26 protein-coding genes are annotated in these 24,242 nt (G+C 41.6%); 9 read left to right on the top strand and 17 right to left on the bottom strand.

What is annotated here, in order from left to right:
- Positions 1–281 precede the first annotated feature (281 nt).
- On the top strand, positions 282–1,733 hold the full coding sequence (thiI, locus tag OQE68_RS09790; RefSeq protein WP_180568903.1) for a tRNA uracil 4-sulfurtransferase ThiI: 1,452 nt from the start codon (positions 282–284) through the stop codon (positions 1,731–1,733).
- A 197-nt stretch (positions 1,734–1,930) separates the two neighbouring features.
- Complete coding sequence (gene typA / locus OQE68_RS09785; RefSeq protein ID WP_180568902.1) at positions 1,931–3,745, top strand: translational GTPase TypA; 1,815 nt, start codon at positions 1,931–1,933, stop codon at positions 3,743–3,745.
- A 51-nt stretch (positions 3,746–3,796) separates the two neighbouring features.
- Here typA and OQE68_RS09780 read toward each other — a convergent pair whose 3' ends face one another.
- The gene (locus tag OQE68_RS09780; protein WP_180568901.1) at positions 3,797–4,255 is read right to left on the bottom strand and encodes a hypothetical protein; all 459 of its coding nucleotides are present in this window, start codon (positions 4,253–4,255) and stop codon (positions 3,797–3,799) included.
- Between the two features lie 56 nt (positions 4,256–4,311).
- On the opposite strand from OQE68_RS09780, the gene pip reads away from it, so the two are divergent.
- The 3 genes from pip to dtd all read left to right on the top strand — a co-directional run bounded on the left by pip (position 4,312) and on the right by dtd (position 6,547).
- Entirely contained in the window at positions 4,312–5,286 is a 975-nt protein-coding gene (gene pip / locus OQE68_RS09775) for a prolyl aminopeptidase (protein ID WP_180568900.1), read from the top strand.
- Between the two features lie 288 nt (positions 5,287–5,574).
- The gene (locus OQE68_RS09770; protein ID WP_180568899.1) at positions 5,575–5,997 is read left to right on the top strand and encodes a hypothetical protein; all 423 of its coding nucleotides are present in this window, start codon (positions 5,575–5,577) and stop codon (positions 5,995–5,997) included.
- Positions 5,998–6,109: 112 nt separating this feature from the next.
- A complete protein-coding gene (gene dtd, locus OQE68_RS09765; RefSeq protein WP_180568898.1) occupies positions 6,110–6,547 on the top strand; it encodes a D-aminoacyl-tRNA deacylase in 438 nt (145 codons plus the stop codon).
- Between the two features lie 3 nt (positions 6,548–6,550).
- Here dtd and tatC read toward each other — a convergent pair whose 3' ends face one another.
- The 8 genes from tatC to OQE68_RS09725 all read right to left on the bottom strand — a co-directional run bounded on the left by tatC (position 6,551) and on the right by OQE68_RS09725 (position 11,694).
- Positions 6,551–7,318, bottom strand: coding sequence for a twin-arginine translocase subunit TatC (tatC, locus tag OQE68_RS09760; protein WP_180568897.1), 768 nt, complete (start codon positions 7,316–7,318; stop codon positions 6,551–6,553).
- Positions 7,319–7,332: 14 nt separating this feature from the next.
- Positions 7,333–7,782 (bottom strand): Sec-independent protein translocase protein TatB, encoded by a 450-nt coding sequence (gene tatB, locus OQE68_RS09755; protein WP_180568896.1) that lies wholly within the window; start codon positions 7,780–7,782, stop codon positions 7,333–7,335.
- A gap of 25 nt (positions 7,783–7,807) precedes the next feature.
- Positions 7,808–8,035, bottom strand: a complete 228-nt coding sequence (gene tatA / locus OQE68_RS09750) for a twin-arginine translocase TatA/TatE family subunit (RefSeq protein ID WP_180568895.1) — start codon at positions 8,033–8,035, stop codon at positions 7,808–7,810.
- An 84-nt stretch (positions 8,036–8,119) separates the two neighbouring features.
- Positions 8,120–8,455: a histidine triad nucleotide-binding protein gene (locus tag OQE68_RS09745; protein WP_180568894.1), complete on the bottom strand. Its 336-nt coding sequence runs from the start codon at positions 8,453–8,455 to the stop codon at positions 8,120–8,122.
- Between the two features lie 111 nt (positions 8,456–8,566).
- Positions 8,567–8,923 (bottom strand): phosphoribosyl-ATP diphosphatase, encoded by a 357-nt coding sequence (locus tag OQE68_RS09740; protein WP_180568893.1) that lies wholly within the window; start codon positions 8,921–8,923, stop codon positions 8,567–8,569.
- A gap of 28 nt (positions 8,924–8,951) precedes the next feature.
- Entirely contained in the window at positions 8,952–9,377 is a 426-nt protein-coding gene (gene hisI / locus OQE68_RS09735) for a phosphoribosyl-AMP cyclohydrolase (protein ID WP_180568892.1), read from the bottom strand.
- Between the two features lie 15 nt (positions 9,378–9,392).
- Positions 9,393–11,000: a ubiquinone biosynthesis regulatory protein kinase UbiB gene (gene ubiB, locus OQE68_RS09730; RefSeq protein WP_180568891.1), complete on the bottom strand. Its 1,608-nt coding sequence runs from the start codon at positions 10,998–11,000 to the stop codon at positions 9,393–9,395.
- Between the two features lie 406 nt (positions 11,001–11,406).
- Positions 11,407–11,694 carry a hypothetical protein gene (locus OQE68_RS09725; RefSeq protein ID WP_180568890.1) on the bottom strand — a complete coding sequence of 96 codons (288 nt, stop codon included), beginning with the start codon at positions 11,692–11,694 and terminating at the stop codon, positions 11,407–11,409.
- Positions 11,695–12,559: 865 nt separating this feature from the next.
- Between OQE68_RS09725 and OQE68_RS09720 the strand changes: the two genes are divergently transcribed.
- Complete coding sequence (locus OQE68_RS09720; protein ID WP_219340052.1) at positions 12,560–13,243, top strand: ricin-type beta-trefoil lectin domain protein; 684 nt, start codon at positions 12,560–12,562, stop codon at positions 13,241–13,243.
- Positions 13,244–13,333: 90 nt separating this feature from the next.
- Here the strand turns inward: OQE68_RS09720 and OQE68_RS09715 are convergent, their stop codons facing one another.
- From OQE68_RS09715 to OQE68_RS09695, 5 genes are all read right to left on the bottom strand, one after another.
- Complete coding sequence (locus tag OQE68_RS09715; RefSeq protein WP_180568889.1) at positions 13,334–13,957, bottom strand: ubiquinone biosynthesis accessory factor UbiJ; 624 nt, start codon at positions 13,955–13,957, stop codon at positions 13,334–13,336.
- 43 nt (positions 13,958–14,000) lie between these two features.
- Positions 14,001–14,765 carry a bifunctional demethylmenaquinone methyltransferase/2-methoxy-6-polyprenyl-1,4-benzoquinol methylase UbiE gene (gene ubiE, locus OQE68_RS09710; RefSeq protein WP_180568888.1) on the bottom strand — a complete coding sequence of 255 codons (765 nt, stop codon included), beginning with the start codon at positions 14,763–14,765 and terminating at the stop codon, positions 14,001–14,003.
- Between the two features lie 12 nt (positions 14,766–14,777).
- On the bottom strand, positions 14,778–15,164 hold the full coding sequence (locus OQE68_RS09705; RefSeq protein ID WP_180568887.1) for a gamma-butyrobetaine hydroxylase family protein: 387 nt from the start codon (positions 15,162–15,164) through the stop codon (positions 14,778–14,780).
- 142 nt (positions 15,165–15,306) lie between these two features.
- Positions 15,307–16,170 carry a hypothetical protein gene (locus OQE68_RS09700; protein ID WP_180568886.1) on the bottom strand — a complete coding sequence of 288 codons (864 nt, stop codon included), beginning with the start codon at positions 16,168–16,170 and terminating at the stop codon, positions 15,307–15,309.
- A gap of 170 nt (positions 16,171–16,340) precedes the next feature.
- Positions 16,341–16,961 (bottom strand): hypothetical protein, encoded by a 621-nt coding sequence (locus OQE68_RS09695; protein WP_180568885.1) that lies wholly within the window; start codon positions 16,959–16,961, stop codon positions 16,341–16,343.
- Positions 16,962–17,135: 174 nt separating this feature from the next.
- Between OQE68_RS09695 and OQE68_RS09690 the strand changes: the two genes are divergently transcribed.
- Positions 17,136–17,858 carry a hypothetical protein gene (locus OQE68_RS09690; protein ID WP_180568884.1) on the top strand — a complete coding sequence of 241 codons (723 nt, stop codon included), beginning with the start codon at positions 17,136–17,138 and terminating at the stop codon, positions 17,856–17,858.
- 353 nt (positions 17,859–18,211) lie between these two features.
- Positions 18,212–19,012 carry an extracellular solute-binding protein gene (locus tag OQE68_RS09685; RefSeq protein WP_180568883.1) on the top strand — a complete coding sequence of 267 codons (801 nt, stop codon included), beginning with the start codon at positions 18,212–18,214 and terminating at the stop codon, positions 19,010–19,012.
- A gap of 59 nt (positions 19,013–19,071) precedes the next feature.
- Here the strand turns inward: OQE68_RS09685 and hslU are convergent, their stop codons facing one another.
- From hslU to OQE68_RS09670, 3 genes are all read right to left on the bottom strand, one after another.
- Complete coding sequence (hslU, locus tag OQE68_RS09680) at positions 19,072–20,415, bottom strand: ATP-dependent protease ATPase subunit HslU (protein ID WP_180568882.1); 1,344 nt, start codon at positions 20,413–20,415, stop codon at positions 19,072–19,074.
- Between the two features lie 28 nt (positions 20,416–20,443).
- Positions 20,444–20,986, bottom strand: coding sequence for an ATP-dependent protease subunit HslV (gene hslV, locus OQE68_RS09675; RefSeq protein ID WP_163835957.1), 543 nt, complete (start codon positions 20,984–20,986; stop codon positions 20,444–20,446).
- A gap of 153 nt (positions 20,987–21,139) precedes the next feature.
- Positions 21,140–21,775 (bottom strand): SPOR domain-containing protein, encoded by a 636-nt coding sequence (locus OQE68_RS09670; RefSeq protein WP_180568881.1) that lies wholly within the window; start codon positions 21,773–21,775, stop codon positions 21,140–21,142.
- Positions 21,776–22,262: 487 nt separating this feature from the next.
- Between OQE68_RS09670 and argS the strand changes: the two genes are divergently transcribed.
- Positions 22,263–24,005: an arginine--tRNA ligase gene (argS, locus tag OQE68_RS09665; protein ID WP_180568880.1), complete on the top strand. Its 1,743-nt coding sequence runs from the start codon at positions 22,263–22,265 to the stop codon at positions 24,003–24,005.
- Positions 24,006–24,242: the final 237 nt, after the last annotated feature.

Below are 24,242 nucleotides of genomic sequence, written 5' to 3'. Positions count from 1 at the left end.
GCTTCATCGCGACCAGTAGCAATAGTCATGCCATCACGCTAATTTTCGGCTAAACCAGAAAAATCAGGGTGAGTGCAATTTGGAAGCTCAAAAAAATAAAACAGCAATGCACTTAAGTGGTGCGCTAAAATAAAAACGCACTACTCAAGCGCTTTTTGATAGCAACTTATACTAACGACTGGTGGGACTACTTAAAGACTGCTTTGGTTTAGTGATCATGATAGCTGGTTTTTGTATAATAGTTTGCTACATGTTAGTTGCAATCAGATGAAATCCCCTCCATGAAATTCATTGTTAAATTATTTCCTGAAATCACCATTAAAAGTAAGCCGGTTCGTCAACGGTTTGTTAAACAGTTACGACGTAACATTCGTTGGACGTTGAAGCCAATAGACCCTGAAATTGAGGTGGTAGGGAGCTGGGATAAAATCGAGGTTGTCACGCAACAGGATGATAAAGCTGTTACCCAGCAAATAGCAGAAAAACTCACCCATACTCCTGGTATTTGCCTAGTGCTGGAAGTGGTGGATTATCCTCTGGTTGATCTCGACGATATGCTCGATAAAGTGGCTGCCATTGTTGGAGATTCGTTGGTTGGTCATTCTTTCTGCGTGCGTTGTAAGCGCTCTGGCCATCATGAGTTTACCTCTACAGAGGCAGAACGATATATTGGCGGCGGATTGCACCAAAGAATTGCAGAGACTTCCATTAAACTAAAAGACCCTAATATTACCGTTAAGCTGGAAATAAAAAATAAGCGCTTTTATGTGGTGAAGAGTGCATTACCTGGGCTGGGTGGCTTTCCTTTGGGAACACAAGACGGCGTTTTATCGCTTATTTCGGGTGGGTTTGATTCAACGGTTTCTAGCTTTTTAACCATGAAACGGGGGCTGCTCACCCATTTCTGTTTTTTCAATTTAGGTGGCCATGCCCATGAAATTGGGGTTAAAGAAGTTGCCTATTACCTGTGGAATAAGTTTGGCTCATCTCATCGGGTAAAGTTTGTCACGGTGCCTTTTGAGCCTGTTGTAGCAGAAATTTTGCAAAATATTGATAAATCCTACATGGGGGTGGTGCTGAAAAGAATGATGTTGCGAGCTGCCAGCCAAGTAGCTGAGGGCCTAGAGGTAGAGGCGCTGGTAACCGGTGAGGCGATTGCACAGGTTTCTAGCCAAACCCTAGCAAATTTATCAGTCATTGATGAGGTAACTGATAACCTGGTTATTCGCCCCTTAATTACCATGGATAAGCAGGATATTATCAACACGGCTAGAGCCATTGGCACTGAAGATTTCGCTAAAAATATTCCTGAATATTGCGGCGTAATATCGGTTAATCCAACTACGCGGGCAAGACGGCATAAAGTCGAAGATGTTGAGTCAAACTTTGACTTTACTGTATTGGATAAAGCTGTTGCAGATCGTCGAGAAGTGTTAATCAACGATATTATTCAGGATGACTTAAAAGCGGCTGAGGTTGAGGTGCTGAGTATTCCACTTCCTAATAGTGTGATTCTTGATATCCGCCATCCCACTGAAGAAGAACTAAGTCCGCTAAAAATGGATAAGAATGAAGTAAAAACCATTCCTTTCTATCAACTAAATACTGTATTTAAGCAGCTCGATGCTAATCAACAATATATGCTTTATTGTGATAAAGGCGTGATGAGCCGCTTACATGCCATGCATTTAAAGGACGAGGGTTACGAAAACATCAAAGTTTATCGTCCCTAGTGAACTTTCTTAGTGGATCGGTGGTAAACTACCGCACCAAAATTTTCTGGATTTTCTAGCTGAAGACGTTGAATTGGTAAGACAACTTACTAATTCTGGCATTTACTATAGGAATGCCCCTACTAACATGCTTGTTTCTAGGGTGCTGCTCTTAGGCCACTTCAGATTGTAGTTGTTTTACTGTAGAGGCACCCTCTGTGATTGAGAAGTTAAGAAATATTGCCATTATTGCTCACGTAGACCATGGCAAAACTACTTTGGTAGACAAGCTATTACAGCAGTCTGGAACCCTAGAACGCCGTGATATCGGTACTGAGCGGATCATGGACTCCAACGACCAAGAGCGTGAGCGTGGCATTACCATTCTGGCCAAAAATACTGCGATCACCTGGCAAGATTACCGCATAAACATTGTGGACACCCCAGGCCACGCCGACTTTGGTGGTGAGGTTGAGCGGGTGCTATCGATGGTTGATTCCGTATTGCTGCTGGTTGACGCTGTTGATGGCCCAATGCCACAAACTCGTTTTGTTACCCAAAAAGCATTTGAGCAAGGATTAAAGCCAATCGTAGTAGTCAATAAAATTGACCGCCCTGGCGCCAGACCTGACTGGGTAATTGATGAGGTATTTGACTTATTCGATCGTTTGGGGGCTACTGAAGAGCAACTAGATTTCCCCATTATTTATTGCTCAGCACTAAATGGAGTTGCTGGTGATGACCCAGAGTCATTACAAGATGACATGACACCTCTGTTTGAAATGATTGTTGATAAAGTGCCTGTGCCTACCATAGATGTTGATGGTCCTTTTCAGATGCAGATTTCAGCACTGGACTACAGTAGTTACCTGGGTGTTATCGGCGTAGGCCGAGTGACTCGTGGACAGTTAGCACCAAATACACCTGTTGCAGTCGTTGGCCGCGAAGGTAATCAACGTTCTGGCCGTATCTTGAAAGTAATGGGCTATCAAGGCTTGGAGCGGGTTGATATTGAAAAAGCAGAAGCGGGTGATATCGTTTGTATCACGGGTATTGATGGCTTAAATATTTCCGATACATTGTGTAACCCAGAAAAGCCAGAAGCGTTACCAGCACTGACTGTAGATGAGCCTACAGTGAGCATGACCTTCCAAGTAAACGACTCACCGTTTGCTGGCCAAGATGGTAAATATGTCACTAGCCGTAATATTAAAGAGCGTTTAGATCGCGAGTTAATCCATAACGTTGCGCTACGGGTTGAGCAAGGTGATACAGCAGATAAGTTTGTTGTTTCTGGCCGTGGTGAGTTGCACTTGTCTGTATTGATTGAAACCATGCGCCGTGAAGGTTTTGAGCTAGGGGTTTCTCGACCAGAAGTTATCACTAAAGAAATTGATGGTGAAATGTGCGAGCCCTATGAGCAAGTAGTGGTAGATGTGGAAGATGCACATCAAGGCGCCATTATGGAAGAAATGGGTAACCGTAAAGCTGAGCTTACAAATATGGTACCTGATGGCAAAGGCCGTACTCGATTAGAGTTTATTATGCCTGCTAGAGGTTTAATTGGCTTCCGCTCGCAATTTTTAACTATTACTTCCGGTAGTGGTATTTTAACCCATATTTTTGATCATTTTGGCCCCGTTAAGGCCGGTGAAGTAGCCAAACGGCCAAATGGTGTGTTGGTCTCAATGGTTAACGGTAAAGTATTGGGTTATTCACTGTTTAATCTGCAAGACCGTGGACGTCTGTTCCTAGAGCCAAATGTAGAAGTTTACGAGGGAATGATCATTGGTCTGCATAACCGTGACAATGACTTGGTCGTAAACCCAACCAAGGGTAAGCAGCTGACTAACGTTCGGGCATCAGGCACTGATGAAAATATCATCCTGACTCCGCCAGTTAGGCATTCACTGGAACAGGCGTTAGAGTTTATTGAAGACGACGAGCTGGTAGAAGTAACCCCTAATCATGTTCGGCTGAGAAAGAAATTCCTCAAAGAGCACGAGCGTAAGCGAGCTTCCAGAGCGAAGTAGTCTTGTTTTCCCCCTTTGAAAAAGGGGGAAACTTATTCCATATCAAGCATTTCACTCCCAACTCACACTACTCACCAACCACTCACCATCCTCTCTAACCCATTCTGTTTTGACTTTATAAATACCTGACTGATTAGGCAGAATACTTTCTGCGCCAGTGACTGTCACCGCAGACTCTGAGGTTGCTACGTTGGGGTAGGCGGGGTTATATGAAATGTTATTGTTAGTAATATAAATTTTTATATTTTTATGACGCAAAAAATAAGCTAATAAAAGTCGTTTTACTCCTTGGCGATCCATTCCTTGAGCAGAATTAAAGCTTTCACTAAGTGTTTTCAGTACTTTTTGACTATTCTTATTCTCTATAGCTGTCTGTATTTTCTCTATTTGCTCGGCAATAGCTGACTCTGCAGGTACTTCTGTACAGCCAGAGAGTAAGGGAAAAAAACTTAGGAGGAATATCAACTTTAGCATGAACTTAGTGTAATGTTTAAAAGTAGCTTTACTCATAAAAGGCCTAACATAGATAGTAAATTAACATAGCAGGTCTAACTGAAGGACAAAATATGTATACCCTTTATCCTGCAATAAAACCTTATGCGCGACACACTTTAGAAGTTGATGAGCCACACCAGCTTTATTTGGAAGAGAGCGGTAACCCAAATGGTATACCTGTCTTATATCTTCACGGTGGGCCTGGTGCAGCATGTGATAAATTTAGTCGCCGTTATTTTAATCCTGAAATTTATCGGATTATTTTATTTGATCAGCGTGGTGCTGGTCGTTCAACTCCCCATGCTTGTATAGAAAACAATACAACACAAGACTTAATTGCAGACATTGAAACGATCAGACAGTTTCTCAATGTTGATCAGTGGGTGCTGTTTGGGGGCTCTTGGGGAGCAACCTTAGCGTTGTTATATGCTGAGCAATATCCACGACAAGTATTGGCGATGATTCTGCGAGGTGTCTTTCTCTGTCGGGAACAGGATATTAGTTGGTTTTATCAAGAAGGGGCAAATAAAATTTTTCCTGATTATTGGCGGGATTTTACTTGCTGGATTCCAGAAGCTGATTCTAATGAAGTTATTAATGCTTATTACAAAAGGCTGACTGGTAACGATGAGCTGGCTCGAATGGGGGCTGCTAAAGCTTGGGCGTTGTGGGAAGGGCATTGTGCAACGTTAAGACCTAATCAGGCGGTATTGGATGCGTTTATTGATCCACATAAAGCAAGAGCACTGGCAGCCGTTGCTTGCCATTATTTCAAAAATAAGGGTTTTTTAGAACCAAACCAAATTTTAGATAATCTGGAAGTTATTAGAGATATACCTGGGATTATCGTCCACGGTCGTTATGACATGGTGTGCCCTCTGGAAAATGCTTTTACCCTGCAAGTGAAGTGGCCTGCAGCAGAGCTGCATATTGTTAGAGATGCGGGGCATTCTGCGGCAGAACCCAGTATTTCAGATGCCTTGATTAGAGCAACGGATGAAATGGCTAAGCGGTTGAAGCCTGATCTAATGCCCGATGAAGGTTAGCCATTCATTTTGAGCTAAACATTTTTCGCAAATGTTATATGGGAGCTGTGCTGAGATAATTAAGCGCAGCTTTTCTCATTTATCCCCTGCCCATTTTAGACAGCATATTAGTGTTGTCTATTTATTAATCTTATAGTACTAAAGTGGTAACTTTTTTTTGCAAAAAGTGGTAATAAACCCAATTAAATCAGCTATAACAATATTATAAATCTGCTGCCGTTTATGTACTGGGTAGCAGGTTTATTATGAGGGGGATAAAACCATCTTATTATTAAAACAAGGACGAACATGAAAAAAATTACAATAGTAGCAGGATGCGCATTATTGATAGTCAATTTTGCGGCTGCTGAAGTTACAACACCTGGCGTATATGATATGCACTTTGATTGGGGGTGTGATGGTACTTACTCTATATCAAAAAACTTTACCTTAAAAAGTGATGGCACATTTGAGTCTGGTAGTTTGAAAGGCACCTGGAAGGAAATAGATAGAACACTCACATGGAGATACAGCAATAACACTTATTACACAGGCTACCATACCAGCCGTTCGGCCACTGGTGTTGCTGTTGGCTATAATGGCCTGGAAGGCTGCTTCTATATGATTAAAATGAGTAAACCACTTAACCAGCAGCAAATGCAACAGATTGATATGGCTGAGCCACAGTTTGATAATGGCATTGGTGAAGCTGGGGGAGAAGCACTCTTCTAGAAACTATTCATTTGTTTTTATGCAATGTAAAGCCGGCTGATTGCTGGCTTTATGCTTTTACAGATATGATATGCCATTAAATTTGTAATGATAAAAATGAGTGGCAAAAACAATGCGAGCACTTATTCAACGAGTAAAGCAAGCCAGTGTCAGCGTGAATAATGATGTGGTTGGTTCTATTGACCAAGGCTTATTGGTGTTACTGGGAGTGCAAAAAGGTGATGATCAGGCAAAAGTCACCAAATTGCTTGAAAAAGTATTGAAATATCGTATTTTTGCTGATGCTGAGGATAAAATGAACCTCAGTCTAAGAGATATTAATGGCGGGCTGTTAGTAGTCTCTCAGTTTACCTTGGCAGCAGACACCCAAAAAGGTTTGCGCCCTAGTTTCAGCTCTGCAGCTCCTCCAGTAGAAGGAGAAAACCTGTATAACTATTTTGTGGAGCAAGCAACCAACCTTCATCCAGCAGTTGCTACCGGGCGTTTTGGTGCCAATATGCAAGTCAGCTTAGTTAATGATGGACCAGTGACTTTTCTTTTAGAGGTTTAAACTTTAAGCAGACTTTCTCTTAGCAACTATCCCTCCCATCAACAACCCAGCTTCAAACAGCAGCCACATAGGCAAGGCGAGTAATGATTGGGAAAAGACATCAGGTGGTGTTAGTAACATGCCTACTACAAAGCAGCCAACGATTATATACGGACGCTTTTTTCTTAAACTAGCAACACTGCTTATCCCGGACCAAATCAATAAAACGGTAGCAATAGGAATTTCAAAGGCTATCCCAAAAGCAAAAAACAGTTTTAGTACAATGCTCAGGTAACTGTGGATATCTGGCATTACTGATACATCATCAGGGCCTATGGTAGTAAAGAAGTTAAATAGCAGGGGAAATACGACATAATAGGCAAACGTAATTCCCAGATAAAATAACACAACACTTGAAGCTAATAGTGGGATGGCCAGCTTTTGTTCATGTTGGTAAAGCCCTGGTGCAATAAACCCCCATACTTGATGCAGAATATAGGGAATCGCTAAAAAAATAGCGGCGACTACGGTCAGTTTAAAGGGTGTAAAAAATGTCTGGGTAATTTCCGTTGCAATCATTGAGGAGCCTTCAGGCAATATGGATCGTAAAGGCTCAGAGATAAAGCTATAAATGTCGTTGGCAAAATAAAACAGGCAGGCAAATGCTATCAGTACTGCAACCAAGCAGCGGAGAATGCGAGATCTAAGCTCAACCAGGTGCTGTACTAAGGGTTGCTCTTGGCCTAGTTCAGGGTCTTCTGAATTGTAATAGCCATTCGGTTGGTCTGTCATAAAGGCTTAAGTCACTAATCGTTTAATGAGGACGTGGCTGAAGTAGGTTTGGCTTTTGGCTGCTGGTCAGGGGTATGGCTAGCTTCAATACTAGGGGTGGCTTCTGACTGGGCAAAACTAGTCGCTTGATTTGTATCAGCTGGTTGCGTTGTTGTGCCATCAATGTTGTTTTCTGCTTTTTCAACAGAGCTATCAATAGACTGCTTGAACTCATTGATCTGGCGATTAACATCTGCCTGAGCCTGTTTTAAGTCCTGCATAATCGATTCATTATGCAGTTGCCGGCGGATGTCATCAGCGCCAATTTCTCGCTCGATTTCTGACTTCATAGCCGCAAAGCCACGTTTGAGTCGCCCAGTCCAGAGCATCAGTTTCTTTATTGCATGGGGGAGCCGCTCGGGGCCAAGCACTAGCAAGCCAATGATGGCAATAACAATTAGCTCTGCAAAACCAATATCAAACACAAATCACCTAAACAAAGCTGAGTGGCTATTTATTTTCTGACTGTTTTGCTTGTTGCTGATCAGTAAGGGGCTTTTCACCATTAGGCTTATCAAGCTGTTGCTGAGAGCTACTGTCTTCATCACTTACCGCTTTTTTAAAGCCTTTAATAAAAGAGCCTAAATCGCCACCTAATGAGCGTAAGCGTTTTCCACCAAATATCAGCAGAACAATAACCAGAATAATAATTAATTGTGGAACGCTAATGCCAAACATCCTTTATCTCCAAACTATTTTGATACCCAAGCTTTCTAGCAAGCTGTGCTATTACAGAGCACCACTTGTTGCAACACCCTCATCTTACATGGGTTTTAGTACACCGCCACCTAAAATATGAAAGTGTAAGTGGTAGATTTCCTGTCGACCCCCTTGCCCGGTATTGGTAATGGTGCGGAAGCCATTCTCTAGCCCCACTTTTTTAGCCACTTTAGGAATCGTTAACATCAATTGGCTCATTATATCACGATGCTCAGAGCCAATGTCGTAAAGATTGGCGATATGTTGTCTGGGGATTAGAAGCAAGTGCACTGGTGCTTTGGGATGTAGGTCATTAAAAGCCAGGCAGTGATCATCCTGGTAGACAATCTTGGCTGGTGCATCACCACTGGCAATTTTGCAAAAAATACAGTCACTCACGGACTTCTTTAATCCTTTTTATAGTACTTATAGCTTATAGTAGTTATAGCTTATAGTAGTTATAGCTTATAGTACTTATAGATTGTAGCACTTATAACCAGGTTATCGCTCTTAACCTGGGTGTTGTTGTCTGGCTGCTTTCTCTACCAAACCAGAAAGATCGAAGCGCCTTGCTAGCTCCCTTAATACATCTTCAGGGCCTAAGCCAAGGTGAGATAGCATCACCAGTGTGTGGAACCAAAGATCAGCTGTTTCATAAACCAGGTCTGATTTTGCTGCTGCTTTGTTACTTTCAGCTTGATTGGCTAGGTCTTTAGCTGCCAAAAGGGTTTCGGTAGCTTCTTCTCCTACTTTTTCCAGAATTTTATTCAGTCCTTTCGCATGTAGGCTGGCAACATACGACTCATCGGGATCAGCTAGCTTGCGGGCTTCCAAGACCTTGGCTAACTCAGCTAATACATCACTCATAAGGCTTATTGTCTTTACTAGGTTGTTTTTACTGGTTGTCTTTATTGATAGCTTTTTGATAAATGGTGTCTGGATCTTTTAATACTGGCTCAGTAGTTTGCCATGTCCATTTATCGCCTTGTTTAGTCAGCTTGCGGAAAAAGCAGCTTTCGCGCCCGGTATGGCATGCAATTCCCCCTTTCTGTTCCACTTGTAAGATAATGACGTCACTATCACAGTCCAGGCGAATGGCTTTGATTTGCTGCTGGTGTCCAGAAGACTCGCCTTTGTGCCAGAGCTTTTGCCGAGAACGAGACCAGTAAACAGCATGGCCTTGCTCAGCAGTTAAAGCCAGAGCTTCCTGGTTCATCCAGGCCATCATTAATATTTTTCCAGTTTTATAGTCTTGGGCAATGGCTGGAATCAGGCCATTTTTATCCCACTTGATTTGGCTAAGCCACTCCGTTACAGCCATACTACGACACCTGTTTTACGCTTTTTTTTCGTTTAGGATTAAATATAAGCCCACCACACCTACCGCTATGCTAGGTAAATTTGCCTGGTTGAATAGCTGAGTCCAGTCAGGCCAAATTAAACTGGCGGCAGAGCCTGCCACTAACAATAAGCCGATTAAATAGCGTTTGTTAGTGGTTGAAGGCTGTTTTGTTATTTGAGTCGGCGCTTGAGCACGTTGTTCCAGCCAATGAAGCACATTTTGACTAATAATAGGTGCTTGCTCTAGCCACTCTGGGGCCTGTTGGTGAATATGTTTTAAAACCCCTAATGGGCCTACACGATCTTTCATCCACTGCTCAAGAAAGGGCTTGCCTGTATGCCATAGGTCTAAATCTGGGTAGAGCTGGCGACCAAGCCCTTCGATATTAAGCAGGGTTTTTTGGAGTAGTACTAGTTGGGGTTGAACTTCCATATTGAAGCGGCGAGCGGTTTGGAATAAGCGCAGCAACACTTGGCCAAAAGAAATATCCTTTAATGGTTTTTCAAAAATGGGCTCACATACGGCTCGAATGGCTGACTCTAGCTCATTTACTCGGGTATGCTTGGGTACCCAGCCAGAGTCGATATGCAGCTGAGCAACCTGTCGATAATCCTGATTAAAGAATGCCAGCAGATTGCGCGCGAGATAGCTTTGGTCCTCGGCAGTTAACGAGCCCACAATACCGCAGTCAATGGCTATATACTGAGGAGACTCTGGTTCGTGAGGCGATACAAAAATATTGCCGGGATGCATGTCTGCATGAAAGAAACTGTCACGAAATACCTGGGTGAAAAAAATTTCCACGCCACGCACAGCCAGTTTTTGCATATCAATGCCATGGGCCTTTAATTGGTCAATTTCTGCTACCGGAATACCATAAATTCTTTCCATCACCATTACGGAGCGTGAGCAATAATCCCAAAACACTTGTGGTACATAGAGCAGATCAGAGTTAGCAAAATTACGCCGTAACTGTGAGGCATTCGCCGCCTCCCGTTGTAAATCCAACTCATCGAAAATAGTGTGCTCGTAATCAGCTACTACCTCTACTGGGCGAAGCCTTTTACCTTCAGTAGAAAAAGCCACCAACAGTTTGGCCATAAAATACAGAATAGTCATGTCTTGTTTGATGACTTTATTAATGCCAGGGCGAATTACTTTTACTACAACCTGCTTGCCATCAGCCAGCTTGGCTAAATGCACTTGTGCAACAGAAGCAGAAGCCATTGGTTTTGGGTCAAAATCAGCAAACAGTTCATCAACTGTCTTGCCTAAACTTTGCTCAATTAGTTTGGTGGCTAATGTTCCAGAAAAAGGGGGTACTTGGTCTTGCAGCTTTTTCAGTTCATCTGCAACATCATCTGGCAACAGGTCTCGTCTAGTGGATAATAGTTGACCAAATTTGACGAAGATGGGGCCAAGCTCTTCAAGTGCTTTTCTTAGCCGTTCGGCACGAGGAGCTGGGTTTTTAATCCATCGCCAAGGAAGTAAAAGCAAGGCAAAGCGAAGATACCAAGGCAGTTGTGGGTGGTAGACCAACTCGTCTAAACGATATTTGGCAACAACACGGGTAATTTTAAACAATCGAAGCAGTTGGACCACGGTTTACTCTGTAGTTGTGGTTAATCAAAGTGTTTACATTGTCGTTATGCTAGGCAGTTTCGTCAATAAACTGACTGAGTTATATGATGGATTTCTATGGTTTAACTAAGGTAGGTTACAGTAAAGATATACAAAGTTAATCACTACTCTTTATATTGTGTTTCTGGCGAACTGTTGTACAGTTTTGAGTTCTTAGTTAGCGATACTTCTGGAGTCTTGTCAGTTGATGATTGCACCGAAAAAGCTTTCGTATCGGGAGTATAAGATTTTTGGTGTTATTTTTTTAAGGAGGATATAGATAATCATCAAGCTAAAAAACTTTTGGCCAGGGAGCTGCGAAGAATAAAGCGGTATATAATTGACAAGCTGTATAATCATCCAAAAAAACATTAGTGTAATGGAATAGTCAGTTGTCATTTGTATTGCTTGTATAGGGCCAAACTACTTTTTGCAATTCAGTTTCGAATGACTCCATTGGTATATGGCGATCCACCATTCTTTGATAAGTGCAGTCTACTGCTGTCCAGACCCATTCCTCCCAATCAAGCAAATAAGAACGTAAGCCTGTCTCATATACGCCTTTGGTGTGGCGATAGCATAATTTGAGCAAAGGCTCGTGTTGTTCTATAAGCTGCTTAATTATATTCTTGCGTTCTTCGTCGTATACTTCAGCTAACTTGGGGGGTATATCCATTAACTATCAGTCCTTGCTATTCTTTATTTAAACTTGGTCGCTCAACAACAGGCTTCCAGATAAGTGTAGATCGTTTGTGTGTTTTTCCTAGTTTGCCTGAATGTGTCAATAGTAAGCGCTAAATATTTGAGAAAATAATTTTAATAATAAAAATTTAAAGTGATAGCCAAGATTTATTAACTTGAAATGACAAACTTTATCTTTTTTTCGGAAGTTTATGAAAGTTAACATATAAAGGATAAAGAAAGTCATATAACTAAATAAAAAATTTGCTCATGAATATTTTTTATTTAGTTGCTGCTAGTCCATTGACATAAAGAAATATCTTGTTTTTTTACAGACTAACAGGCATTTTGGTTGTTAAAGTCATTACACCAGCTTTTATAATTAAAGCCTGTTTCTTTATATTTGACATGGGTACTAGGTTAAGTACTTATGCGGCTATCTAATTAATATTTTTGGTTGTAATTATGCAGAGTACATAAATAAATCAAGGCGTGAAATTATATAAACAAAGGTGAGTTTTTGTTGATTTATATAAAATAGCTCGCCCAAATTATAAAAAATGATTGGCAAACTGGGTGTTTTTATAATCAAGTGTAAATATTGTGTAAATTTTTTCAGGTTTGTATGGCTTGTAGGTATTTTCTGCTATATCCAGTCTGCTTAAACTTAAGTAGCCTGTGTTTTTTTAAAACTATTATGATTTATCAAAAATGTAGGGTATAGCTCTAATATAAGGTATAACTCTTTTGCTGTACGAATAAAGGGTACCTCTAATAAGAGTGATTAAAAATTACCTGCTAGTCCGGATATTCAAATAATTAGAATGTTCTGGCTAATCAGGCTGCTGGAGAGGTATTTTATGCAAGTAATTCGATTGATGTGTTTGTTTTGTCTTACAATTATTGCATTACAAGCAAATGCTGGTGGGCGTTATGGATTAATCCAGTCCGCAACAGGTAAATGTCTGGATGTCGATGGTGGAAGAGCAGATAATTTGGCTCCAGTCATTGCCTGGGACTGCCACGGCAAAGCAAACCAACTCTGGAAAATGGACCGTAAAGGTCGTTTACGCCCTAAGCATGCACCCCATATGTGTTTAGAAGCGGGACAAAACTTAAGGCAGGGTGATAAGGCATTTATTTATGAGTGTCATTCAGGTAGGCATCAGCGTTGGCAGTGGAATGGCAATACTATACAAAATAAAGCCAATCGTGGGGTTGTATTGGATTATTTTGTTGATCAAGGTCGAGTGGGTATATGGCAGCGTCATAATCGCTCCAATCAAAAGTGGTATTGGCAGCCTCGCCAGTCCAGAAGCAACGATGACTTTTTAGATCAGTTCTTTTATCAAGAAGAGCGGCAGCAATACAATTACAGACCGGCTTGCCAAACAAAAGACCGTCGAGCAGGGCCTATTTGGGATCAGCGCCATGCGAATGAAACCTGCCCAGGGGTATGTTCTGCTTACAACAGCCGTTGGACAGGCCACTGGAACACAGTAGAGTGGGGTTCAGTGTCAGTATGTCAGTGTAAGCAGTGTTGATAGTTTAGCTTTCAAATATTGAGGCAAAATCAATCTCAAGCTACATGTGGTAATAAAAATTAGATGGAAGACAATAATTTTTATTACCACTTATTTGTCTAGCTGCGCAGCTAACCTTTTTACTCGTGCGGTTAGTCGATCCGTAGCCAGTTTTAGTTCATCTATGTCGTCAAAAAAGCATTCTACTTCGTTGCGTGAAGGAAGCTGGCGCAACTCTTCTTGTAGGTATTCAGATAAGTTTTGCTGGAAAGTGCTGACGGTCTTTTTAGCAAAAGCTAACCCACCACGCACGCTTTGGCCAAAGGTGTGGGCAAATACTGGCCCGGTATATTTTGCCAGCCAGCCTTCCCAGTCTAATTGGCTATTTTGCAGTATCTGCTGGATTTGCATGGCAAAATCACTGCTACCAATTATTTGTACTGCGCCGCCAAATAGCTGATTATTTTTATCTTGGCTGACTAGTAGTTGTAATAAGGCAGGGCCTGTGCCTGCAATACAACAAGTGATTTCTGCCTCGTGAAGGCTTTTCAGCCTGAAGCCTTCTGTCGTTGGCTCAAGATAAATTACTAGTTGGGGCATGGTGCATTGAATGCACAGGGTTTTGCCAGCTAGTTTGGCCAGCTGCTCTAAAGCAATAGGGTCAAGCTGTAAAACGCGGTTAATAGCTGTTTCTATAGAAGCAAAAGCGGCGGTTGTAATAATTGAACTGGCCATTATAAAAATACTATCCTCTTACCCTATATATTTAAGGGTGCCTCTAAGGTTTTATTCCTTTATGCACAGCAACAATCCCACCGGTTAAATTATGATAGGTTGCTCTAACAAAACCGGCATCAACCATCATTTCTTTCAGGGTTTCTTGGTCTGGATGCATCCTAATCGACTCGGCCAAATAACGATAGCTCTCTGAATCATTGGTGACAAGTTTGCCCAAAGCCGGTAACACAGAGAAAGAATATAAATCGTAAGCTTTGCTTAATAAGGGGTTGTCAGTCTTTGAAAACTCTAACACCAGCAGCCGGCCACCGGGCTTTAATACCCGTAACATCGAGCGTAATGCGGCATTTTTATCGGTTACGTTCCGTAAACCAAAGGCAATGGTAATGCAGTTAAAGGTATTATCAGCAAAGGGTAAGCATTCAGCATTGGCTTGGACGAACTCGGTGTTATCAACTATTCCTCGGTCAATTAACTTGTCACGGCCTACAGTTAACATGGAGTTATTGATATCTGCCAAAACTACCCGACCGGTAGGGCCTACCAACTTGGCAAACTGAAATGCTAAATCACCTGTACCGCCAGCAATATCCAACACCTGATGGCCTTGTCTAACAGCGCTGAGCTCGATGGTAAACCGCTTCCATAAACGATGGACACCAAGTGACATCAGGTCATTCATAATGTCGTATTTTTGGGCAACAGAGTGGAAAACCTCAGCAACTTTTTCAGCTTTGTCTTTTTTCGCAACGGTTTGATAACCGAAGTGAGTGGTATCTTCTGCTTGCTCTTGCTGTTTTGTCATCACATGCCCTCGTTAAAGATCGACTAACTTTACCACACTGGTGTCTGGGTCTCGACTGGCACCTGCCTCGTGAAGCGCTGATAAATATTGCTGCCAAAGTTTATCTTGATTAATGCTCAGATGATGTAAGTATTCCCAAGTATATAGCCCGCTATCATGACCATCATCAAAAACCAGTTTTAATGCATAATTGCCAACTACTTCAACACCAGTAATGGCCACAAGGATTTTACCCGTTTGCAAAATAGGTTTGCCATGGCCTCGGACTTCTGCTGAGGGCGAGTGAACACGCAGAAGCTCGCTGGTTAGAGTGTAGCTTTGGTCAGCATAAACGAGCTCTAATGTTTTGGAGCGTTTATGGAGCTTAATGTCTTGTGGAATTGGTGCTGTAGTTGCCATGGGTAAATAAAGTTTTAATAACAATTTAACCCAGTTTACACCGAAATAAAGGGAAGGGAGATAGGTTTTTTTCTGTTGCTTAAGTTGTGCAGAAAAGGTGCTGTCGTAATAACAGCACTATGGTGTATTGATAGTTGGGAGGTTAATTTGTTTTACGGCGAATAAGTAAAGCAAGTGAGATTATAAGCAGTCCCAGTGAAGATGGTGCTGGAATGTCAATTACAGGGTCTCTTGCCCATAAGCTAATGTTAGATAGCCCGGCAGGATTGCCACCTCTATTTTTCAAAGTGTTACTAGTATCCCAGGTACCTGCAAATTTAAAATTAAAGTCTTCAGCTAAAACGGGGTCTATCCCTAAATCACCTATATTAAAGTTATATATGGAAAAGTAGTTAGCACTTTTGAAGATGACTGCTACTTGATCAAAAAACATACCGCCGAGCAGGTCTAACAGATCTTGTGGGTTCATGGTAGGTGGATTCCAAGACCATTCACCCATTATTGCATCACCTCCTACGCAGGCGGTAGAATCACCATCCTTGTCTTTGCAGTTGCTCAACACAAGAAGGTCATCAATAAACTGATAGCTTGTTACACCATCGGTACTAGTAGCCCCTTTAAACCCTTGACCATCATCTTTGCCTAAATAGACCCAACCGGGGTCGTTGACTTGACCATCACCATCTAAGTCTTGCAACTCACTACTTTCGGTAAAAGCTGCAGGTAAGCCTGGCCAGAAATTGGACTCTTTATTAAACCAGCCATCATTGTCATAGCCAAGATTACCCATGGTGGGGTTTGCAAAAAGGCTATTATTGCCTTGGAATGCTCCTACACAGTCACTAGCATTGAAGGGAGGATTAACTGTTGTGCCAGGGTCAACACCATCCAGTCGTTGTACGAAATTAAGTTGAATATCTGACACATCACAAGGAAGTGCAGTTGCGTAGGCATTATTGATTCCTACTAATAATCCTACAGCAACCAAGAACGTACGACACTTCATTGATACAACTCCACGATCTTTTTCGGCTGAGTTTTTCTTAAGTGTGCTACGCATTATTAATGTCAGAAAAAAAATAATAACTTAATCAATGAGTTGAGAGTGTTGTGTAGATCGGTTGTAAAAAATAAACCTAATTAGAGTACATAGGTTTATTCTAGCTGGAGTTTGTATTAGTAACCATTAAACTCAAAGCTAAATGCGGTTACAGTTGTTTTACTAGCAGGTACAATAGACTGCAAGTGACGAGAAACCTCCCCTAATGACATGCCTGGTTGAAATCGCTGCATTAATTGTTGAAAAACATTATTGGGGCTATTATAAGCGCTATTTATTTGGGTCACATTTTGTAAATAGCTAACTGTTGGCTGGTTTTGCGCAAGTTGTTTAAAACGCTGAGTAAATAGTTCATCGTTATTGAGTTTAGCTGCAATAGCATTAGCCATATCAGGGGTTAAATAAGAGTCCACTTTAATCTCATTAACATCATTTAATGAAACCTTCAGATAAGTTGACTCCATCAATCCCATCTCTTTCAAAGTATGCTGTAGCTGGGCTTTTAGTGAGTCAATGGTTTGGCGAAGCTCAGTTTGGTAGCTGGCTAACTTGAAGTCTCTGTGTAGTTTCAGGCTGGGAGAGTTAATCTGCCCTGAGAGATGAATAGACTCAGTGCTTGCAGCCTTGTTATTCCCCTCACCTTGCTGATGGTCTGTTTGAGAATTAACCTTTGCCTGCTTGCTCCCTTCCTGTCTGGCATGGTCGATTATGGGGTGAGTACTAGTTGTTACGTTCATAGTTAGCCGGTAATTGTTTGCCGTTTATTGATAGTTATTAGCTAGCCAGCAATAAGTGTACCGATTTAATTTTAAGTGGTAATGCTGTAATGATGTTCTAAGCTAATGAGCTTATAGAACCTTAAAGATACCGGTTAAAAATAAAAGCTCATTCAATAAAAGGATATTGCGCTCATGTTAAGGATAATATTAATAATATTTATCACTTTATTTTCTATTACCAGCTTTGCTGAGCCCCCTAAGGAATACCAATGGACACAGGGACGTTATGAGCAAGAGATGGGGTTGGCAGCATTTAATGTTTGTTATTTAACAGGTATTAAGGGCGTTTTTGAAAGCAGAAATGAAATTGTTAGAGTTTATCAAAATAACGGTAAATATTATTTAGGCGGTGCTTCACGCCAGCAAGGAGTAGGGGGATGGGCGATGTGTGTGGGTTCATTTTATGGTAGCTCCTCATTTACAGCTTTTAACTGGTTAAGTAGCCAAGGCGGTGGCACGCAAATGGTGCCAAGTAATACCCATCGTTGTTTTTTAAGTGGTTTAGCTGGAGCATTTAATAGCAGCCAGGATCAGGTGAGTATTAATCGAATGAGTAACTCATGGGTTTTAGGTGGTAATACAACCAGTCAAGAGCTGGAAGCTTGGGCGGGTTGCGTTAAAAACCCGTTATCTATTTTTTGGACACAAACTTTTACCTGGCATCATGGTAGCCCAGAAGTAGTTATGACCAATGCCAATGATTCCATGTGTTTTTTGCATAGTGTTAAAGGGAAATTTGATGCATTTTATGATTGGGTAAGAATCGCTATAAAAAATGGTAAGTTTGTTTTATCGGGCTCATTTTTCAGACCAGGTGTTTCTGCGACGGCAGTTTGTACGCCTAGGTTGTTGTAAAAAGTGAGAGTGAAATGTTCAAATATACCAAAATGAGCATTAGTTCGAATATTTCACCAAACCATAGAAAAGTTCCATATAGCTTACTAGAATCAGTGGTATTGCTAAAAGTGGCTAATAAGCGGCTTTTTTGAGTCTGTAATGTATGTATGTCTTCTATTGTTGTGATTTGGCAACAGTCTTTTGCTATCGTTTATTCCCTTGCTTTTTATTATTTTTTTAAACTGAATAATTTATCTCAAAGCCCGTAATGATGTAATCATTATTGAAATATATTAAAACAAGCTGCGTTCTTTAAGAAGTAACCACTCCTAAGGTTAATAATTGAAAGTTTTATATTAAAAGGTGCTGTTATGTTTTCTGGTAAAAAGCTTACACTGGGTTTATCTATCGTTTTATCGTCTACCCTTGCTAATGGAGCCTCTCTACATAATTCCAAAATTGAACATCAGCCTAAAGATGGGGTTGTGACTGTGTTTGGGCCTGGTGGGCCACATACAGCCTTAATTAGAGCAGGTAATGCTTTCCAAGCTAAAACGGGGAATAAAGTTGAAGTTGTTTTTGGTCCAGAATATAAATGGACAGAGAGAGCCCAAAAGTCGGCAGATATTATTTTTGGCTCCTCTGAGCAATCAATGACAGCTTTTACTGAAAATTATAAGTTTTTTGATGAAAAAAATGTTGAACCTATTTATATTCGTCCTGCGGTGATTATTGTAAAAAAAGGTAACCCTAAGAAAATTAGTGGTTTTCAAGACCTACTTAAACCAGGTGTGAAAGTAGTAGTAACAGAGGGTAAGGGGGTTTATAACACATCTGGTACGGGTGTGTGGGAGGATGTTGCAGGTCGCTTAGGTAAGCTAGATGATGTGAAAAAGCTGAGAAGTAATATTATCTCATATGAAAAGGGTAGTGGAGCTAGTTTTAGAGCTTTTAAAGAGAAACAGGCAGATGCATGGATTACCTGGGCTCATTGGGCTTTAAATCATACAGATAAAACAGATTATGTAGAAATTGAGCCAGAACGAAGAATATACCGTGATATGAATATTGCCATATCAACTAAAGCTGATAAAGAAGCAACAGAATTTGCTGAGTTTTTAAAATCGAAAGAGGCGCTGAAAATATTTAAGTCGGAAGGCTGGATTAAGTAAACAAACGAGTTTATAGAACGAAAAAAAAGCCACCTCTTATCAAGGTGGCTTTTGGATTTCTACAGAATATAACGACTTAAATCTTCATCCTGCGCTAAGTTGCCTAGATGTTTATCAACATAGCTGGCATCTATTTTCAGTGGCTTGCCATTTTGCTCGGTACCCAAGTCGGCAGCACTAAATGAAATTTCTTCTAATAGGCGTTCGACAACGGTATGTAAACGACGTGCGCCGATATTTTCGGTACTTTCATTTACTTGCCAAGCGACTTCAGCCACACGGGTGATGCCATCTTCAGTAAATTCTATAGTTAAACCTTCAGTATTAATTAATGCTTGATACTGCTCAGTTAAAGAAGCATCTGGCTCAGTAAGAATACGTTTAAAGTCTTCTACAGATAGCGCATTTAATTCTACACGAATTGGCAGGCGGCCCTGTAATTCTGGAATTAAATCAGATGGTTTAGATAAGTGGAATGCACCAGAGGCAATGAATAAAATATGGTCAGTTTTTATCATGCCAAACTTAGTGTTTACCGTGCAGCCTTCGATTAAAGGAAGTAAATCGCGTTGGACACCTTCACGGGAAACATCGGCATTGCTGCTGCCAGAAGAGCGTTTAGCTACTTTGTCTATTTCATCGATAAAGACAATCCCATTTTGTTCAACAGCATTGAGTGCTCTTGCTTTTAATTCGTCTTCATTGACCAGCTTAGCCGCTTCTTCATCTTGGACCTGTTTGAAAGCATCCTTTATTTTCATTTTGCGGGTTTTCTTTCGGCTGCCAGACATATTTGAGAACATGTTTTGCAGCTGGCTGGTCATTTCTTCCATGCCAGGAGGTGCCATAATTTCAACACCGATAGGGCTGTCTTTAACCTCAATGTCAATTTCCCGCTCATCTAACTCACCTTCACGCAGTTTTTTGCGGAATACCTGGCGAGTAGCCGAGTTATCTTTTTCTTCTGTATTTTCTTCAAAGCCTCGTGCAGGAGGGAGTAATGCGTCTAGAATACGTTCTTCGGCAGAATCTAAGGCGCGATGTTTAACCTTTTCTACTTCTTCTTCACGCATCATTTTGATCGCTGCATCAGCTAAGTCACGCACAATGGACTCAACATCGCGGCCTACATAACCAACTTCAGTAAACTTGGTGGCTTCTACTTTTATAAAAGGCGCCTTGGCAAGCTTGGCTAAGCGGCGAGCAATCTCAGTTTTACCAACACCGGTAGGGCCGATCATTAAGATATTTTTAGGGGTGATTTCGTTGCGAAGTTCTTCGTCCAATTGCATCCGGCGCCAGCGGTTCCGTAAAGCAATCGCTACGGCACGCTTGGCTTCATTTTGGCCGATAATATGCTTGTCTAATTCATGGACGATTTCACGAGGGGTCATGTTGGACATAGTAAACCTGTTTGCTACTGATCAGTGATTATTCGCAGTCTAGTTCTTCAATCGTGCGGTTATGGTTGGTGTAAATACAAATATCTGCTGCTATTTCCAACCCTTTCTCTACGATATCGCGTGCGCTTAGTTCGGTATTTTCCAGTAGTGCTCTTGCTGCAGACTGAGCAAATGGGCCACCAGAGCCAATGGCAATCAAGCTGTCTTCCGGCTCAATCACATCGCCATTACCGGTAATAATCAATGAAGCTTTTTCATCAGCAACAGCTAGCAATGCTTCTAGTCTTCTAAGGGCTCTATCAGTCCGCCAGTCTTTGGCCAGCTCAACGGCTGATCTCACTAAATGGCCCTGGTGCTTCTCAAGCTGGGCTTCGAAGCGTTCAAATAAGGTAAATGCATCAGCAGTACCACCAGCAAAGCCGGCAATGACTTTGCCATTGAATAGACGGCGAACTTTTCGAGCATTACCCTTCATAACGGTATTGCCTAAAGAAACCTGACCATCACCACCAATAACTACTTTACCTTGACGACGAACAGATAAAATCGTCGTACCACGATATTGTTCCAAACTTGATTCCTCTCTTTGATGAGGGTTGCCTGCTCTTTGGCTCGTAATAAAGCAGTCGCTAAAACAACTTCTTACAGTTTAGTTAACAAGAGCATATGCACCACTATTTTAGAGGTATATGGGGGGGAGCTGGCGGAATTCAAGCAGTGGCTATCATCTGATCCGCACAGCCAATGAATCTATTTTGTTGCTGGCTAGTAAGGTTTTGGCTTTACCAAGCTTATCTTTAGTTTTAAATGGGCCAACTTGTACCCGAAACCAGGTTTCGCCATTTTTAATATTAACTTTTTGGGTTTGGGCGGATAATCCCATTAATATTAGCTGTGCTCTGCGCCGATCAGCATCTGTTTTATTTCGGAATGACCCCGCTTGTAAAACATAGCTTTCATTAGCTGGCGGCTTAGATTGTACAGGCTTTTCTGGCTTATTGTTTTCCTGACTAACCGTAGGTTTTGGTGTGGGCTTTGGTTTTACTGGTGTGGGGTCAGAAACAATCGTCTCATTTTCAGTTAAAATAGTATAAAAATCAAACACTGCTTTTGTCGGCTGTTGTGAGTTAGCCGATTTCTCTTGTGTAGGCTGGCGTGGCTGATTGTTATTAGCCACGGCTTGCTTTAAATCAATAGCATTAGGTGCCAGTTTAAACAGCAGCGCAATGAATAACCCAACCACTACACCCGTAAATAACCACATCCAAGGTGGCATGGCTGGTTTTCTGGCAGCAGGTTTTTTTTTGCTTGCCCCACGTTTAGGTGGGCTGTTTTTTGTTTTGCGATTAGCTTGAGCCATAAGTGACAGGTAAGGTGTTTTAATACTCTCTAGTCTAGGTACTCTCTAGTGTAACATTCATAATAGTAACTGACACAAACTTAACAGGCTTTGTTTTCAGCTATCCTGCATCTTGAGTATATTGACCAGCAAAAAATATAAAACTAACACGCGTGTATTTTTTGGTGCTCATGGAACATGGCAGTTTTTCAAAGATTATGAGGTTTTGAATGCCTGATAAGTAACTCCGGGTGACTTCATGTTGAGTTAGAAAAAGTATTTAGGTACCATTTTTCCATGAATAAACTATCACCCTCATTATCTCAATGTTTGCAGACAGCTGTCATAGCCTGGCAGGCCCCGTTTGTACAGCGACGACGATAATCACTCCTACACTATGCAACTCCAGGCACTCGCTTGCTGTCCTTAGTTGTTAACCAGACATGCTAGAATGCCTTTAGCCAAACCGTATTGTTGACCTTAGCCCCAGTGTTAGTAAGGAATTGTAATGAATATTCGCCAGTATCTTGAAGCGAAAGTGAGAGAAGCGCTCGTAGCGGCAGGAGCACCTACAGGATCACCTGGAGTGGTAAGGCCGAGTTCCCGAGCGAACTTTGGTGACTATCAAGCAAACGGGGTTATGCCTGTTGCTAAAAAGCTGGGTATGAATCCTCGTGAGTTCGCAGAGCTGGTACTAGCCAAGCTTGATTTAGATGAAGTGGTTGATAAGCTGGAAATTGCTGGCCCTGGCTTTATCAATATGTTCCTTAAGCCCGAGTGGATGGCTGATCAGCTCATTACAGCTCAGCAGGATGAACGAGCCAACATTCAACCAGTGAGCAAACCACAAACAATTGTTGTTGACTTATCTGCACCTAACCTGGCGAAAGAAATGCACGTAGGCCATTTACGTAGCACCATTATTGGGGATGCTGTGGCCAGAACCTTGGAGTTTCTCGGCCATAAAGTGATTCGGCAAAACCATGTGGGTGATTGGGGTACTCAGTTTGGAATGCTGATCGCGTACATGGAAAAGCTGACTTCAGAAAACCCAGATGCGTTGTCTATGGAGCTTTCTGATCTGGAAAACTTTTACCGTGAAGCGAAAAAACTGTTTGACGAAAGTCCTGAGTTTGCTGATCAATCCCGTGAGTATGTAGTTAAACTGCAAGCAGGTGATGAGCACTGCAAAAACTTATGGCAGCGCTTTATTGATATTTCACTTTCCCATAGTGAAGAAGTGTATGAGCGGTTGAATGTGTCATTAACACGTAATGATGTAATGGCAGAAAGTGCTTATAACGATGACCTGCCTAATATTGTTAATATCTTGTCTGATAAAGGTTTGTTGAAAGAGGATCAAGGCGCCAAAGTCGTATTTCTGGATCAATTTAAAACCAAAGATGGTGACCCGATGGGGGTGATTATCCAGAAAAAAGATGGAGGCTATCTTTATGCTACCACTGACTTAGCTGCGACTCGCCACAGAAGTCGTACACTTCATGCGGATCGGGTACTGTATTATGTTGATGCCCGCCAATCACAGCACTTTCAGCAGGTTTTTACCATTAGCCGGTTAGCCGGTTTTGTGAACGAAAATTGCTCTTTTGAGCATCATCCATTTGGCATGATGCTAGGTGAAGATGGCCGTCCATTCAAAACCAGAGAAGGTGGGGTGGTTAAGTTAGCTGAGTTACTTGATGAGGCTGAAGAACGTGCTGCTGTAGTGCTGGCAGATAAAGGCACTAATCTGGATGAAGAGCAAAAAGTTAAGGTGATTCGTGCTGTAGCAATGGGTGCTGTTAAATATGCAGACCTATCAAAAAACCGCACCAGCGATTATGTGTTTAGCTGGGATAATATGCTGGCCCTTGATGGCAATACTGCACCTTATTTGTTGTACGCTTACACGCGTATTCAAAGTATTTTCCGGAAAGCGAATGCTGATCCTCAAACATTGGAAGGCAGTATCCAGGTAGTAGAGCCAACGGAGCGGCAACTGGCTATTCAGTTATTACGTCTCCATGAAACCATTGAGACAGTTGCTTTAGATGGTACACCTCACTTGTTATGCAGTTACCTTTATGAATTATCTGGTGCATTTATGAGCTTTTATGAAAAATGCCCAGTAAATAAAGAAGGTGTTCCAGAAGAGATTAAAAATAGTCGACTATTGTTGTGTGCTTTGGTGGCTAAAACACTGAAAATTGGTTTGGATGTACTTGGAATTGAAACAGTAGACCAAATGTAGTTGGGGAGTAAGGGCTAGATAAACGATACAGAACACGCAGCAAGCCCATCCCTGGAGGCTCTAATCGGCATCCATGCCTCATAAGGTTCTGAATCGTTTATCTAACCCTAACAGTGATTAGTCGTTACTTGAAAATTGTTGTTTAGTAGAAAAAATAAGTATCAAAATCTAATGGATCTAAGGGTGAAGATAGCAATGCATAAAAGGCCCTTCACTGTGGATATAGATCTAGAGGGC

The sequence above is a fragment of the Spartinivicinus marinus genome, from assembly GCF_026309355.1.
Classification (GTDB): Bacteria; Pseudomonadota; Gammaproteobacteria; order Pseudomonadales; family Zooshikellaceae; genus Spartinivicinus; species Spartinivicinus marinus.
This window is presented reverse-complemented; position numbering and strand designations above follow the sequence as displayed.